This window comes from Dialister sp. UBA1703 (assembly GCA_002320515.1).
Taxonomy (GTDB): Bacteria; Bacillota; Negativicutes; order Veillonellales; family Dialisteraceae; genus Dialister.
In genome coordinates, this window is the sequence record DCJJ01000077.1 from 7762 (window position 1) to 22102 (window position 14341).

General features: G+C 51.3%; 13 protein-coding genes and 1 riboswitch. All 13 genes read right to left on the minus strand.

What is annotated here, in order from left to right; genetic code table 11:
- Positions 1–252: 252 nt before the first annotated feature.
- Complete coding sequence (gene miaB / locus B2Y11_RS03555; protein ID WP_291056304.1) at positions 253–1596, minus strand: tRNA (N6-isopentenyl adenosine(37)-C2)-methylthiotransferase MiaB; 1344 nt, start codon at positions 1594–1596, stop codon at positions 253–255.
- Positions 1597–1708: 112 nt separating this feature from the next.
- Positions 1709–2176, minus strand: a complete 468-nt coding sequence (ribE, locus tag B2Y11_RS03560; protein ID WP_291056306.1) for a 6,7-dimethyl-8-ribityllumazine synthase — start codon at positions 2174–2176, stop codon at positions 1709–1711.
- 116 nt (positions 2177–2292) lie between these two features.
- The gene (locus B2Y11_RS03565) at positions 2293–3522 is read right to left on the minus strand and encodes a bifunctional 3,4-dihydroxy-2-butanone-4-phosphate synthase/GTP cyclohydrolase II (RefSeq protein ID WP_291056307.1); all 1230 of its coding nucleotides are present in this window, start codon (positions 3520–3522) and stop codon (positions 2293–2295) included.
- Complete coding sequence (locus B2Y11_RS03570; RefSeq protein ID WP_291056310.1) at positions 3512–4165, minus strand: riboflavin synthase; 654 nt, start codon at positions 4163–4165, stop codon at positions 3512–3514. Before B2Y11_RS03570 ends, B2Y11_RS03565 begins: the two co-directional genes overlap by 11 nt.
- A gap of 1 nt (position 4166) precedes the next feature.
- Positions 4167–5429: a bifunctional diaminohydroxyphosphoribosylaminopyrimidine deaminase/5-amino-6-(5-phosphoribosylamino)uracil reductase RibD gene (gene ribD, locus B2Y11_RS03575; protein WP_291056312.1), complete on the minus strand. Its 1263-nt coding sequence runs from the start codon at positions 5427–5429 to the stop codon at positions 4167–4169.
- Positions 5414–5532: riboswitch (FMN riboswitch) on the minus strand. (Overlaps the previous gene by 16 nt.)
- Before the next feature lie 135 nt (positions 5533–5667).
- Positions 5668–6336 (minus strand): dTMP kinase, encoded by a 669-nt coding sequence (locus tag B2Y11_RS03580; protein WP_291056315.1) that lies wholly within the window; start codon positions 6334–6336, stop codon positions 5668–5670.
- A gap of 60 nt (positions 6337–6396) precedes the next feature.
- Entirely contained in the window at positions 6397–6969 is a 573-nt protein-coding gene (pth, locus tag B2Y11_RS03585) for an aminoacyl-tRNA hydrolase (RefSeq protein ID WP_291056317.1), read from the minus strand.
- Positions 6969–7922 carry a ribose-phosphate diphosphokinase gene (locus tag B2Y11_RS03590; protein WP_291056320.1) on the minus strand — a complete coding sequence of 318 codons (954 nt, stop codon included), beginning with the start codon at positions 7920–7922 and terminating at the stop codon, positions 6969–6971. The genes pth and B2Y11_RS03590 overlap by 1 nt, the downstream gene beginning before the upstream one ends.
- A 158-nt stretch (positions 7923–8080) precedes the next feature.
- The gene (glmU, locus tag B2Y11_RS03595; RefSeq protein WP_291056323.1) at positions 8081–9457 is read right to left on the minus strand and encodes a bifunctional UDP-N-acetylglucosamine diphosphorylase/glucosamine-1-phosphate N-acetyltransferase GlmU; all 1377 of its coding nucleotides are present in this window, start codon (positions 9455–9457) and stop codon (positions 8081–8083) included.
- A 198-nt stretch (positions 9458–9655) separates the two neighbouring features.
- Positions 9656–11512, minus strand: coding sequence for an acyltransferase family protein (locus B2Y11_RS03600; protein ID WP_291056324.1), 1857 nt, complete (start codon positions 11510–11512; stop codon positions 9656–9658).
- 324 nt (positions 11513–11836) lie between these two features.
- Positions 11837–12787 (minus strand): P1 family peptidase, encoded by a 951-nt coding sequence (locus B2Y11_RS03605; protein WP_291056325.1) that lies wholly within the window; start codon positions 12785–12787, stop codon positions 11837–11839.
- Positions 12787–13713 (minus strand): RluA family pseudouridine synthase, encoded by a 927-nt coding sequence (locus B2Y11_RS03610; protein ID WP_291056327.1) that lies wholly within the window; start codon positions 13711–13713, stop codon positions 12787–12789. Before B2Y11_RS03610 ends, B2Y11_RS03605 begins: the two co-directional genes overlap by 1 nt.
- Complete coding sequence (lspA, locus tag B2Y11_RS03615; RefSeq protein WP_291056329.1) at positions 13710–14144, minus strand: signal peptidase II; 435 nt, start codon at positions 14142–14144, stop codon at positions 13710–13712. Before lspA ends, B2Y11_RS03610 begins: the two co-directional genes overlap by 4 nt.
- Positions 14145–14341 lie beyond the last annotated feature (197 nt).

Sequence of the window (14341 nt, forward strand, 5' to 3'; positions counted from 1 at the left end):
AGGAATGGGACAACGCGAATAGCGGGCTATTTAAGGAGCCCCATGACAAAGCAGTGCATAAAAATCCTTATAAAAGCAGACTCTATGAATGAATCAGTGCTTCCTTAGTTTCCTGGTATTTGATATTGAAAGGTTCAAAAGGTTCAGCGTATTGTGGTACCGCCACTTCGCAGTGCACAGTAAACATATTTTGCACTATACAAACCGGATTCGAAGGGAAGAGCAGCGTCCCGAAAATCCGGTGAGTCAGTGTCAGCAGAGCTCTCCCTTCAGCACCCATGTCTGGGCTGTGGTGACTCTGGCCATTCTGGTGTCTCCCACTTTAATTCCTTCTTCATAGGGGAAGAGGATCATTTTATTGGTGGAAGTTCTGCCGTACCAGTGGCTTTCATCCTGTTTGGACGGACCTTCCACTATGATTTCATAGGTCTTTCCTTCCATTTCCTTATTAAGGGCCAGGGAAATTTCATTTTCCGTGTCCATGAGTTCCTGGAGCCGGCGGTGTTTTGTTTCATCATCAATCTGGTTTTCCATACGGGCTGCCGGCGTGCCGGTTCTTGGAGAGTAGATGAAGGTGTAAGCAGAGTCGAAACGCACTTCCTTCATGAGCTTCAGGGTTTCCTGATGCATTTCTTCCGTTTCTCCCGGGAATCCGGTGATCAAGTCGGTGGTAAGGGCAACGTCCGGCATTTTCTTCCGTACATAATCCACCAGTTCTTTAAAATGTTCGATGGTGTATCCCCGGTTCATGCGCTTAAGCATTTCATTGGATCCATGCTGTACGGGAAGGTGCATGTGGCGCACCACCTTGGGAGAAGCAGCCATGGCGTCCACCATATCAAAGGTCATATCTCTGGGGTGGGATGTCATGTAGCGCACCCTTTCGATGCCGTCGATTTCATCAATAGCCCGGATCAGGTCGGCAAAGCTGGTGCCGTTTCTAAAATCAAGGCCATAGGAGTTCACATTCTGGCCAAGGAGGGTTACTTCCTTGTATCCCTCTTCAGCCAGTCCTCTGATTTCACGGCAGATGTCGTCGATGGTGCGGCTGATTTCCCTGCCTCTTACATAGGGAACAATACAGTAGGTGCAGAACTTGTTGCACCCCTGCATAATAGGTACCCAGGCAAAAATTTTGGACTTTCTCACCGAACGAAGCTCGCTGTAGTCCTTCACACTGTGGGGATTCCGTTCCGTCTTCACCACGTGGCCGCCCCTTGCATTTTCTCTGGTGATAATATCCTTCAGATCGTGGATATGGTAGGGTCCGATAACAAAATCGATGATGGGCATGCGCTCGATAAGCTTTCCCTTGTTTTCCTGGGCCATGCAGCCTGCAATGCCTAAAAGAAGACGGGGATTCTTATCCTTCAGCTTCTTGATTTCCCCAATTTTGCCGTACACCTTTTCCTCTGCATTCTGGCGGACGGAGCAGGTATTCATAATCACAATATCGGCGTCTTCCATTTTCTCCGCCGGCTTGTATCCCAGATCCTCCAGCTGGCCGTTAATACGTTCCGTATCATTTTCATTCATCTGGCAGCCATACGTAAGGGTATAGTAGAACTTATTCTCTGCGAGCCGTTTTTCTTCCACGACTTACCTCCTGTGAGCAATGCATCAATAGAATCGTTATCATAATATTATATCATATCCGTCGGATAGGATGAAAATGAAAAAGCCACCCCGGCGGATGGCTTTTTTCATTTTATTTGTCCAGCTTTTTGAAAAGGCTGGCCATTTCCAAAGCGTCCATGGCGCATTCAAAGCCCTTATTGCCGGACTTGAGTCCCGCCCGGTTGATAGCCTGCTCAATGGTGTCGGTGGTAAGCACGCCGTAAAGCACCGGCACGCCGCTGGAAAGGGATGCCATAGCTACCCCCTTCGTCACTTCCGTAGCCACATGTTCGTAATGGTCCGTTTCCCCGCGGATCACAGCCCCAAGGCAGATGACTGCATCATACTTTCCGCTTTCCGCCATCTTCTTGGCAGCGAGAGGTATTTCAAAGGCGCCGGGTACCCAGGCCAGGTCCACCTTGTCCATGTCCACGCCATGACGGGAAAGGCCGTCGGCTGCTCCGTCGATGAGTTTGGAAACAATGACTTCGTTGAAACGGGAAGCCACAATGCCTACGCGAATTTGATTTTCATTAAAAAGTCCGGAAATAATATTCATTTTGTTCTCCTTTAATTAATAGTGTACTAGTGAGCTAGTGAGCTGGTGGGCTGGTGGGCTGGTGAGCTGGTGGACTGGTGGGCTGGTGGGAGATGGAGCTCCCCGGCCCAATCACATTATGCCTTTGGCTCTTCGATTTCCTTGTCCAGTTTCAGCATGTGCCCCATTTTTTCCTGCTTTGTCTTGAGGTAGAATTCGTCTTCTCTGGTGGGAGCGATTTCAATGGGCACTCTTTCTGTAATGGTGATGCCGTAGTCTTTCACTTCATCCATTTTCTGTGGATTGTTGGTGAGAAGTTTAATATTGGAAACTCCCAGGTCTTTCAGAATCTGGGCGCCGGTCATATATTCACGAAGGTCGGCGGCAAATCCCAGTTTCAGGTTCGCTTCCACCGTGTCATAGCCTTCATCCTGGAGAGCATAGGCACGGATTTTATTGATGAGGCCGATACCTCTCCCCTCCTGGCGGAGGTACACCAGCACCCCTCTTCCTTCTCTGGCAATCTGCTTCATGGCAGCGGCAAGCTGCTGTCCGCAGTCACAGCGGAGAGACCCGAAGCAGTCGCCGGTAAGGCATTCAGAGTGAATGCGGCAGAGTACCGGTTTCCCATCGGACACGTCGCCCATGGTGAGGGCTACATGGTGTTCGCCGTTCAAGAGATTCACAAAACCGTGGATTTCAAAATGGCCGTACTTGGTAGGCATCTTTGCTTCAGCCACTTCCTCCACCAGTTTTTCATGCTTTTTCCTGTATTCGATAAGGTCCTGGATGTTGCCTATTTTCATCCCCTTTTCCCTGGCCAGTTTGAAAAGGTCATCCCTTCTGGCCATGGTACCGTCTTCGTTCATGATTTCGCAGCAGAGGCCGGCAGGCTTCAAACCTGCCAGACGGGCCAGATCTACGGTGGCCTCTGTATGGCCCTGCCTTTCCAGCACGCCCCATTTCTTTGCTTTCAGCGGAAACAGGTGCCCCGGTCTTCTGAAATCTTCCGGTTTAGCGCCGTCCTTTACAGCTTCCAGGGCAGTCATGGAACGGGCTGCAGCGGAAACGCCGGTGCCGGAATCCTTATAATCGATGGATTCCAGGAAGGCGGTGTGGTGATTGTCCGTATTATGGCGGATCATGGGCCCCAGGTACAGGGTATCCGCCATTTCTTCGGACATGGGCATGCAGATGACCCCTTTAGCCTCCGACGCCATGCGGTTTACATTTTCCGGTGTGGCAAATTCAGCGGCGCAGATGTAATCCCCTTCATTTTCACGGGATTCCGCATCCTGCATAATGACGATATGCCCTTTCCGGATTTCTTCTATAATTTCTTCAATGCTGTCAAATTTATAATCCATAATGTCCTCCATGCCCCAAAGTTTCCAGCATGCTCATGGTGAGGCCTTCTTTCGGACCTTCTTTCAGGAGCTGCTCTACATATTTACCCAAGTAATCACATTCTATATTCACTATATCTCCCGGGCGTTTCAAAAGGAGCGCCGTCTCACTGCCCGTATGGGGAATGAGGGCGATGGAGAACGAATCCTCCCGACGCGCCGCCACGGTGAGACTGATACCATCCACCGCCACGGACCCCTTTTCTATAATATAGCGCATCCATTTCCTGTCAGTGGAAATAGAAATATCGACTGCATTGTCATCCTTTTCCATGGAAAGAATGCGGCCTGTACCGTCCACATGGCCCATCATGATATGGCCTCCCAGGCGGTCGGAAAGCCGAAGCGCCCTTTCCAGATTCACCGGCGTGCCGGGGCGGAAGAGGGAAAAGGCAGTGCGGCGCATGGTTTCCGGTGTCACGTCGGCAGTGAATGTGCTGCTGTTCATGGCGGTCACTGTAAGGCAGGTGCCGTTTACAGCGATGCTGTCACCGATTTTCGTACCCTCCAGCACTTTGCTGCAGGAAATCACCAGCTTTTCCGCCCTGTTCGTTTTGGAAATATGATGGATACGTCCGATTTCTTCTACAATTCCTGTAAACATATTACTTTCCATCACCGGAAGGCTCTTTCTCTGCTAGAGCCTCCGATCCTTCCCTGATTTCCTCTTCCAGCCGGTCGATTCGTTCGTCGGCGACATCGGTCTTTCCCTTATCCACATAGGCTTCAATCACCAGGTCCGGCCCGCAGGTTTCCGTACTCATATCTTTCAGCTTTACTGCCTTATCCATGGATGAGGCCCCTTCTCCTCCAATAAGTCCCGGAGCCGATACGCCGCCGATAATTTTAGGTGCTGCATAAATCCGCACCTTGTCCACAATCCCTGCTTCAAAGGCAGAAGCCGCCAGGGTGGCACCGCCTTCCAGAAGGATGCCGTCAATCCCCTTCAGCGCAAGGCCGGTCATGGCGGAATCAAGGTCTACCTTCCCCTTTTCATCGCCGTCGGTCATGATGATGTCCACCCCCATGTCCGTCAGGGCCTGCCTTTTCTTCTCATCGGAAGATGTGGTAGTAAGGACAATTACCTCGCCGGGCTCCTGGAAGACCTTGGCCTTCAGCGGTACCGACAGATTGCCGTCTACAATAATCCGCACCGGATCATCAAGGCCTTCCGTGCGGGCCGTAAGGAGCGGATTGTCTGCGATCACCGTACCGGCGCCTGCCATAATGCCTCTATAGCAGCCCCGGAGTACATGAACCTCCTCCCGGGAATCCTCTGAAGAAATCCACTTGGAGTCCCCTGTATGGCAGGCTGTTTTTCCATCCAGGGACATGGCCGCTTTATAAAGAACAAAGGGCTTGTGTTCCGTCACATATTTCAGAAATACCTCATTCAGCTTCCGTGCTTCCTTTTCCATGACGCCTACAGTAACAAAAATGCCTGCGTCCCGGAGGCGGCGGATTCCCTTTCCGGAAACCAGAGGATTCGGATCCACCATGGCTGTCACCACCCGGTCAATATCCTTCTCAATAATGAGATCCGCGCAGGGCGGCGTCTTCCCATAATGGCTGCAGGGTTCCAGTGTCACATAGAGCGTAGCGCCGGAAGGATCCTCTGTACAGTGAGCAAAAGCATTCACCTCTGCGTGAGGACCGCCGAACTTTTCATGCCAGCCTTCCCCGATAATCCTGCCGTCCTTTACAATCACCGCACCTACCATGGGATTCGGCCTGGCGTGGCCCATACCGCGAACAGCCAGCTCCAGAGCCCGGGCCATAAATTTTCTATCTTCATCGATACGCAAAAAATCCACCTTCCTTTCTTCCAGGGAGGTGGATTCATCATGCCAGGTCCACTCTTCTTTCATCCGGACTATACCGTCGGCTCTGGAATTTCACCAGACCTACCTCATAGGGAGGTTCGTGGGCTTTACCACCGGTGGGGACTTGCACCCCGCCCTGAAGAGATTCAAAATTCTCTATTATTATAACAGATTGAACAGGAAAGGCAAGAGGGCAAAGGAAAGGCAGGATAAGCCTTCCAGCCATGACACTGCCCATGTATAAAGGCCTGCCCTGTTGGAAATCCCGCCTGCAGGATGCAGACTATTCCATCACTGCCGCCACTGCCTTTTCCACGTCTTTTCCGATATCCTCTATGCTTCTGAGTCTTCCTTCCTCCGTACAGGGGATCCGTTTCCAGTGGTAGAGGGCAACCAGCTGACGATAGGCATCGTGGCATTTTCGGAGGTAATCCAGGTGCTGTTCGTGAATATCCATGGAGCCTCCTTTTTTGGCTCTTTCTTTGACCAGGTTTTCAGAGACTGCCAGCGGAATATCCAGAAGAATGACCAGGTCCGGCCGTGGGAGTTCTAGTTCCCCGTATTCCATTTTTTCCAGCCAGGAAAGGAAATCTTTTCTTTTTACTTCATCCTCGTACTTGGTCATCTGGTGTACCATGTTGCTGGTGGTGTAGCGGTCAGCAATAACGATGCCTCCTTTTTCATAAAAATCCTTCCACTTCATGCGATAGGATGCAAAACGATCCACCGCGTAGAAAAGGGATGCGGCGTAGGGATTGACGTCTTCCGGATTTTTTCCAAAGTCCCCTTTAAGGTACATTTTTACCAGGGCAGAAGAGGGGCTCTCGTAGTCGGGGAAGGAAATATGCATTACTTCCCTGCCCTTTTCTTTCAGTTTCTTTTCCAGAAGATTGGACTGGGTTTCTTTGCCGCTGCCGTCGATTCCTTCCAGTACGATAAGTTTTCCTTTCATAGTTTCTCCTTCCATAAAAAAGGCAGTTTCCTTTTTAGAAACTGCCTTTTGCATCATGAATTATCCTTTCCTTTTAGGGTTGAAGGCGTTCATGGCGTGGTCTACGCCGTATTCCAGCGCCGCTTCAATGGAATCGGCGGTATGAATTTTGGCGTCTTCGATTCTTTTTATATCTTCTCCATAGGGACGGCTGAGCACGTGTTCTATCACGGTGTGTCCATCTTTAGGGTGGCCCACGCCGATGCGGAAGCGGTTGAAGTTCTCGCTGCCCAGATGGGCGATGAGGGATTTGATACCGTTATGTCCGCCGGAGGCACCCTTTTTGCGGATTCTGGTCTTTCCCGGAGGAAGGTCCAGATCGTCGCAGATGATGTAAATATTATCCAGGTCCACCTTGTAGTAACGGGCAATGGCACCTACCGCCTCGCCGCTGTTGTTCATGTAGGTGAGCGGTTTCACCAGAAGCACTTTTTCTCCCTTCACCACGACCTGGCCGATTTCCGCTTTCATATCTTCTTTCCAGAGAGTGACATTCCAGCGGCGGGCCAGTTCGTCAATGACGTCAAAGCCCATGTTGTGGCGGGTGTGCTCGTACTCTTTTCCCGGATTTCCAAGTCCTGCAATAATCTTCATTATTTATCGAAAAGCTGGCTTACGGAAGCGTCGTGGAAAATACGGAGGATGGCTTCGCCCAGAAGCGGAGCGATGGAGAGGACGGTGAGTTTGTCCTGGATCTTTTCTTTCGGGATAGGCAGGGAATTGGTAACGATCAGTTCCTTGATGTTGGAGTTCTTGATTCTTTCAGTAGCCGGGTCAGTAAGTACAGGATGGCATACGGCAGCATACACATTTCTTGCACCATATTCGGCCAGTGCTTTGGCGCCTTCGCAGAGGGAGCCGGCAGTATCTACAATATCATCTACGATGAAGCAGTTTCTGTCTTTCACATTGCCGATAATGTTCATGACTTTGGCTACGCCCGGTTCCGGACGGCGTTTTTCAATGATGGCAATGGGGGCACCTACGCGGTCAGCCAGTTCGCGGGCACGGGTAACACCGCCCAGGTCCGGAGAAACGATGGTCAGGTTGTCCAGGTTCTTGGATTTTACATAGTCTGCCAGAAGGGATGCAGACATGAGGTGATCCACCGGTACGTCGAAGAAGCCCTGGATCTGGCCTGCATGGAGATCCATGGTAACTACGCGGGTAACACCGGCAGTGGACATGAGATCTGCCACCAGCTTGGAGCTGATCGGTTCACGGCCTCTGGTCTTTCTGTCCTGACGGGCATAGCCGTAGTAAGGAACGACCACAGTAATATGGCGGGCAGAAGCTCTCTTCAGCGCATCTACCATAATCAGCATTTCCATAAGGTTATCATTCACCGGTGCGCCGGTGGGCTGGATAATGAAGCAGTCCTTGCCGCGGACACTTTCATTGATCATGACCTGAATTTCGCCGTTGTTGAACCGTCCGCAGATAGCTTTTCCCAGCGGCACTCCGATGTAGTCGGAAATTTCCCTTGCCAGCGCCGGGTGTGCGTTTCCTGTAAAAATCTTCAATTTAGAAGTATCTTCCATGTCCATTTTGCTGCCTCTCCCTTTCCTTTCAAATATGAAAGTGTACAAGTTTTTCTGATCAGCGGATATAAACCCAGTCATCCACTATCACTGTTCTTATTATATACCAGTTTACCGGTAAATTAACAGTCAAAAATACGATTTCATCCTATTTAATGAGGAAATTAATCCTTATAGGTATCCTCTTTGACCCAGCCCTCGATATTTGTCTGACGGGCCCTTGCCACGGACAGTGCCCTGGCAGGTACATCTTTTGTAATGGTGGAGCCGGCGGCTGTGAAGGCTCTCTCTCCTACGTGCACCGGTGCTACCAGATTTGTATTGCAGCCGATAAAGGCATGGTCATCTACTTTGCAGCGATGCTTTTCCTTTCCGTCGAAATTGACAGTCACTGTACCGCAGCCGAAATTTACATTCTTTCCAAGATCCGAATCGCCGCAGTAAATGAGGTGCGGCAGCTTCGTGCCATCATCTACGGTGGAATTCTTCACTTCTACGAAATTGCCGATTTTGATGTGGTCATGGAGCACCGTATTCGGACGGAGATGGACGAAAGGCCCGATTTCATCGAAATTTCCGATGCTGCATTCATGGGCATACACCCGGTTCAGGTGTGTCCCCTCTCCCACTGTTACGTCAGTGAGCTGGGTATCGGGACCGATGACGCAGTCTCTGCCAATCACCGTCTTACCCTCAAGAATGGTGCCGGGATAAAGAACCGTATCCTGCCCCACTTCCACATCCTGCTCCACATAGGTGTTTTCCGGATTGATAATGGAAACGCCCTTCGCCATAAGCTCCTCTGCCTTGCGGAGACGAAGCACCCGGTCAGCTGCTGCCAGCTGGGTTCTGGAATTGACGCCCATGGTCTCATCTGCATCATCTGCAGCCACAGGAACTACTTTCTGACCCTCACGAATCATGATTTCAAACACATCGGTCAAGTAATACTCGCCCTGGGCATTCTTGTTGTCGATTTTCTTCAGTGCATCCAGAAGAGGCCCCACCTTGAACACGTAGGTGCCTGTATTGATTTCATGGACAGCAAGTTCTTCCGGCGTACCGTCCTTCTGCTCCACAATGGAAGTCATCTGTCCCTTTTCATCCCGAAGCACACGGCCGTAGCCGAAAGGATCATCCAGCACCGCCGTCAGCACCGCAGCCGATGCATTTTCCTTTTGGCAGGTTTCCGTAAGGGATGAAATGGTTTCGCTGCGAAGAAGAGGTGTGTCGCCGCAGATCACCAGTACATAGCCATCCCGATCTGTCAGAAGAGGCGCCCCCTGCATAACCGCATGGCCCGTGCCGAGCTGCTCAGCCTGGTGAACAAAATCTACGCCCTTTCCGGCCAGATCCTGCCGCACCAGCTCTTCCTTAAAACCTGTAATTACCACACATCTGCCGAAACCGGCCTTCCGGACCACCCGGATGACCTGCTCCACCATAGGCACGCCGCACACGCGGTGCAGTACCTTGGGCAGAGCGGACTTCATGCGGGTACCCTGCCCCGCCGCCAGAATAAGGGCTGTCAAATCTGCCATTTTTCCTCCTGCTGTTACTATCTTAAAGAAATCTATATACGGATGTCATTTTCATATGTAAGCAAAACCCGTAGCTTTTATTTTAGCAAATGAGAATAGGGATAGCAAGGTAAAATAGAGCAGAGGAGCCGCTTTGCGGCTCCTCTACTCTATTTTACTTTCTCTTTTCATCCGGGGACTGCCTCCCCGGCAGCCCTTTCACATCTTTGCAGCAATGGCATCGTGGATCAGAGCGGCGTAGGCTCTGGTACCTTCGTTGTTGGGATGGATGTTGTCTCCGCCCAGCCATTCCGGGTGTCTGGTAACCGCTTCCTGCCAGTCAACCAAGGTGACATTGGGATATTCCTGTGTAATCTTCCTTAGATAGGCATTATTGCTGTCCTGCCAGCCGGTAGCAGGGCAGTGGACAGTGACCCAGAAAATGTGGCGCTCCGGTCCCAGATAGTCCAGAAGAGCGCGGGTTTCCCCTTCGTACTGGCCGTCCAGAGGACCATTGGTCCCAAGGGCGATAACCACCGTATTTCCAAGAAGTCCCATATTTTCTATCTGCCTGGCAATGCCAAGGCCGGCGCCTACGTAGCGGGAAACTTTGGCATCAATATAGCAGTCGGGAAGCACATCATGAATATCCATGGCGGAGCCCAGCATGACGGAGTCACCGATACAGGCCACGTGATCCAGGGTAGGATGGCTCTTCGCCTTTGTTTCTTCCGGAACGGGAATGGCTTCTACCTGCTGATTTTCCAGCATTTTTTCATTCTCCGCAAACCGTTCCTTCATTTCCCCCATGTCCGATACCCGCTCTGTAGAGGAATTCCAGAGGCCCCGGCAGCCGTAGACCATGAAGGGAAAGGCAGGCAGGGAAATAAGAAGAATGGCCAGGGCTTTCAAAAAGGTTTTCCTTGGGTGGCCTATGAAATGAATGTGCCCGGTCAGGAGATTTTCTACCAGACTGCTCCATACGGCAAGAAGGACAATGAGAAAAATTTCCGCTGTTTCCATCACATAGGGCATGATTCCTTCCCATTTCATATAACGGAATAGAAAAATGACGGGATACTGCCACAGGAAAATACCATAGCTGTACTTTCCAATCCAGCAAAAGAGAGGATTATCCATCCATTTTCCAAAAGGAAGAGACGTATCCGCTGTCCATACCAGAAGAAGCAGAAAAAGGATGGTATAGGCAGCCATGGCCCATTCATAGACTGCAGGGAGCCTGCCGTCCAGAAAGACATACCCCGCTGCGGTCAGAACAATACCTGCCATGTAAAGAAACGAAATGACAGTCTTTTCCCGGTTCCTGCTTTCACCGTCGTAAGCCCTGTGGGCGTGGCTAAGCCCAAGGGCCGCCCCTAAAAGCAGGGCATACATTCTGGTGTCAGTGCCATAATAAAGCCTTGTCATATCCATGCCTTCTTTAAAATCGTAGGGCATGACAGTCATGGCACCAAGGCCGACCAGGAAGAAAAAGGCGGTGCCAGCCTTCGGGCCGGAAATTTTTTCGATCAGTATGTAAAAACCATACAGAAGGGGCCAGCTGAGATAGTACTGGATTTCAATGCCCAGAAACCAAAGGTGGGTAAAAGGGGACTGGCTGGCTATCCTTGTGAAATAGTCCGCATTCTGCTCAATCTGCCACCAGTTATTCACACCCAGCAGCACCGAAAGCACCTCCGGCCGGATAGCTGTGATAATATCCGGTGCAAAGAAGGAATAAATGCCTACGGTCATGAGAATCATAATAATCAGGGAAGGATAAATCCTTTTTATCCTCTTCCACAGGTAGGACAGAAGGGAGAACCCATGGGACGCCCTCTCCTTCTCACCGGTATAGGCCAGAAGATAGCCGGTGATTACAAAAAAGAGGGACACCCCCAGCCATCCGCCTTTAAAACCCTGAGGAAACATATGAAATAAGGTGACTCCCGTAATGGCCAGCGTCCTGAGCCCGTCCAGTCCGGCAATGCGGCTCCCCTTGTTTTTCAAAGGCAGGGGCTGCCCCTTTTCTATATCTAAAGCAGCATCCTTTGCTGCAGCTAAATGATTTTCCATTTTTCTTCTTTCTTCCCGGGCCTGCCCCGGAAATTTTCTATTTCATCGCATACGATTTATGCGTCTTTTCTGCAAACGACCTCTATTTTATCTCATCCACACCTGTTTTTCCATAGGATTTGTGAGAAAAAAAGGCCCCGGAGCAGCCGGGCTTCAGAGGGGATAGAGAAAAAGTCTGACGGAGCCCCGCACCAAGGGAGGAAAGCCCGATGGATACACGCCCCTCTGAACCTAATACGCAGGCCCCTGCCGGAATACCGTTCTCCAGCCCTCCCCACAAAAAAGCGCCCCTTTTCATCAGGGCGCTTTTTTCATTTAACTACTTTATGTAATTATGTTTCTATATGCCGGTCTTCCTCCCATGCTTTCCGCATTTTTAACGGCGTCCAGAATGGCAAGGCGGATAGCTTCTTCCGCCAAATAGCCCACCGTATCCACCGGTGCTTCCACCTCACCGGAAGCCATGGTAAAGACGGTGTCTCCATCCATGGTGGTATGGACAGGCCGGATGGCCCGGGCATAGCCGTCATGGGCCATGCCCGAAACCGCTTTGCATTCGGCCTTGGTGAGCCTGGCATTGGTCATGACGCATCCGATGGATGTATTGGTACCCGTCTGCCTTTTAAAGCCCTGCATCATCAGTTCATGGGATGAAATGAAATGGGCGTCATCATCTGCGAGAGCTCCTGCCAGGATTTCATCCTTATCATAGATTTCTCCACAGGCATTCACTGCCATGTATGCCCCCACAAAGAGGCCGCTGGGGAGACTAAATTCAGCATAACCGGCGCCGCTTTTCATGGCGTGGTCAAAGCCCCGGAGCTTTCCGACAGAAGCGCCGGTACCGGCGCCATAGCAGCCCACAGGGAAAGTGTTTGAAGCCCTGGAAGCCGCTTCATAGCCCATAACAAGGCCCGGATGAACCTTGGGATCTCCTATGGAAAGGTCGAAGAGCACAGCACCGCAGACGATAGGAACGGTCACATCTCCCACAGGAAATCCGATTCCCTTTTCCGCAAGGAAGTTCATAACGCCGCAGTCCGATTCCAGTCCGAAGGCGGAACCGCCGGAGAGAACTACCGCGTGAATTTTCTGCACCGTCTTTTCAGGACTCAGAAGGTCCGTTTCCCTGGTGCCGGGAGCGCAGCCCCGTACGTCCACCCCGGCTGCAGCGCCGCCTTCCGGCGCCAGAATGACAGTTACTCCTGTAAGTCCTTTTCTATCTTCCGCCGTACCGATAGCAAAACCCGGTACATGAAGTGTTCTCGTTTCCATTATGCTTCCCCTTTTCTTGCCATGGCAAGGCAGAGTTTCAAATCCTCCGGTAACGGTGCTTCAAAGTGAAGCGCCTTTCCGGTAACAGGATGTGTCAAATCCAGAGTCCAGGAATGGAGGGCCTGCCCTTCGATGGGGAAATGATCCTTCTTCCAGCCGTAGAGGGGATCGTTCACCACCGGATGACCGATATGGGCCATGTGCACGCGGATCTGGTGGGTACGCCCTGTTTCCAGCTTCAGTTCAAGGAAGGAATAGCCCGGCATGAATTCTTCCACCCGATAATGGGTAACCGCGGGCTTTCCGGTTTTGGGCGCTACATCCCATTTCATGCGGTCCTTCACGCTCCGCCCCAGGGGAAGGCGGATGACGCCGGTATTTCCCTCCATCTGCCCGTGCACCAGGGCCAGATAATGGCGCTGAGCCTCATGGGCCTTGATTTCCGCCTTCAGCACAGGAAAAGCACGGGCAGACTTGGCTGCCACCATGACGCCGGATGTGTCCTTGTCCAGCCGGTGCACAATGCCGGGCCGGATAGGATCCTCACAGGCGGACAGAAGGGACGGGCCGCAGTGGTAAAGAAGAGCATTGGCCAGCGTACCGTCAGGATTTCCAAAACCCGGATGTACCACCATGCCCCGGGCCTTATTGATAACGATGATATCCTCATCTTCATAAAGAATGTCCAGCGGCAAATCCTGTGGAACAAGGGAAAGCTCTTCCTTTTCTTCCCAGGAAAAGGAAATCTCGTCCCCTGCCTTCACATGGTAATTAGGTCTGAGCATTTTGCCGGTTAAGAGCGTCGCTTTCCCCTCTTTCATCCACTTCTGGACCTCGGACCTGGTCAGTCCTGAAGCGTCCTGCAGGATCTTATCCAGCCGCGCTCCTTCTTCTGTTTCTGAAATATGGCAGGTAATCTGGTTCATGAGCTGTGTCTCCAAAAATAAAAGGCAATAAGTCCTACCCCTGCACAGATAAAAATATCTGCAATATTAAAGATAGGCCAAATGCGGAAATCAAAGAAATCCACCACCGCCCCAAGCCGGGCACGGTCCAGTCCATTTCCCAGAGCGCCGCCAAGCAGCATGCCTACGGCAGAGGGAAAATAGAGGGGGTTTTCAGGAATCCTTTTCCGCATTACGAAAAAAGCAATAAAAAGTGCCACCACAATGGCAAGGAAAAACCAGTCCTGATGGGGCAGGATACCAAAAGCGGCACCGGGATTCAGGATATAGGTCAGATGAAATACATTCCGGATAACGGGAATGGTCTCTCCCAGTTCCATATGGTTCACGACAAACCACTTCACCAGCTGGTCAAAAATGGTAACAAAAAGGGCAGTGAGTAAAGTAATCATAAAATCCTCCTGTCCTGTATTATATCATATGGGGCCGCTTTGCGGCCCCAGGTTCAGAGGGAAAGGTTGACGGGCCCTTCGTGCCCGAAGGTTGTGGCCGCCTCTCGGTGGCAGGTTGTGTAGAAAGGTTATGTAGAAAGATTTTTAAGATTGATGGGCCCTATGGACCCAAGGGGTTCTTAGGGAAGCGCTGATTA

What these genes read in the sequence shown, in the direction of transcription:
- ribE (WP_291056306.1), bottom strand. Translation starts at nt 2,176, where the DNA reads ATGAATATTATTTCCGGACTTTTTAATGAAAATCAAATTCGCGTAGGC.
- B2Y11_RS03565 (WP_291056307.1), bottom strand. Translation starts at nt 3,522, where the DNA reads ATGGATTATAAATTTGACAGCATTGAAGAAATTATAGAAGAAATCCGG.
- B2Y11_RS03570 (WP_291056310.1), bottom strand. Translation starts at nt 4,165, where the DNA reads ATGTTTACAGGAATTGTAGAAGAAATCGGACGTATCCATCATATTTCC.
- ribD (WP_291056312.1), bottom strand. Translation starts at nt 5,429, where the DNA reads ATGAAAGAAGAGTGGACCTGGCATGATGAATCCACCTCCCTGGAAGAA.
- B2Y11_RS03580 (WP_291056315.1), bottom strand. Translation starts at nt 6,336, where the DNA reads ATGAAAGGAAAACTTATCGTACTGGAAGGAATCGACGGCAGCGGCAAA.
- pth (WP_291056317.1), bottom strand. Translation starts at nt 6,969, where the DNA reads ATGAAGATTATTGCAGGACTTGGAAATCCGGGAAAAGAGTACGAGCAC.
- B2Y11_RS03590 (WP_291056320.1), bottom strand. Translation starts at nt 7,922, where the DNA reads ATGGACATGGAAGATACTTCTAAATTGAAGATTTTTACAGGAAACGCA.
- glmU (WP_291056323.1), bottom strand. Translation starts at nt 9,457, where the DNA reads ATGGCAGATTTGACAGCCCTTATTCTGGCGGCGGGGCAGGGTACCCGC.
- B2Y11_RS03600 (WP_291056324.1), bottom strand. Translation starts at nt 11,512, where the DNA reads ATGGAAAATCATTTAGCTGCAGCAAAGGATGCTGCTTTAGATATAGAA.
- B2Y11_RS03605 (WP_291056325.1), bottom strand. Translation starts at nt 12,787, where the DNA reads ATGGAAACGAGAACACTTCATGTACCGGGTTTTGCTATCGGTACGGCG.
- B2Y11_RS03610 (WP_291056327.1), bottom strand. Translation starts at nt 13,713, where the DNA reads ATGAACCAGATTACCTGCCATATTTCAGAAACAGAAGAAGGAGCGCGG.
- lspA (WP_291056329.1), bottom strand. Translation starts at nt 14,144, where the DNA reads ATGATTACTTTACTCACTGCCCTTTTTGTTACCATTTTTGACCAGCTG.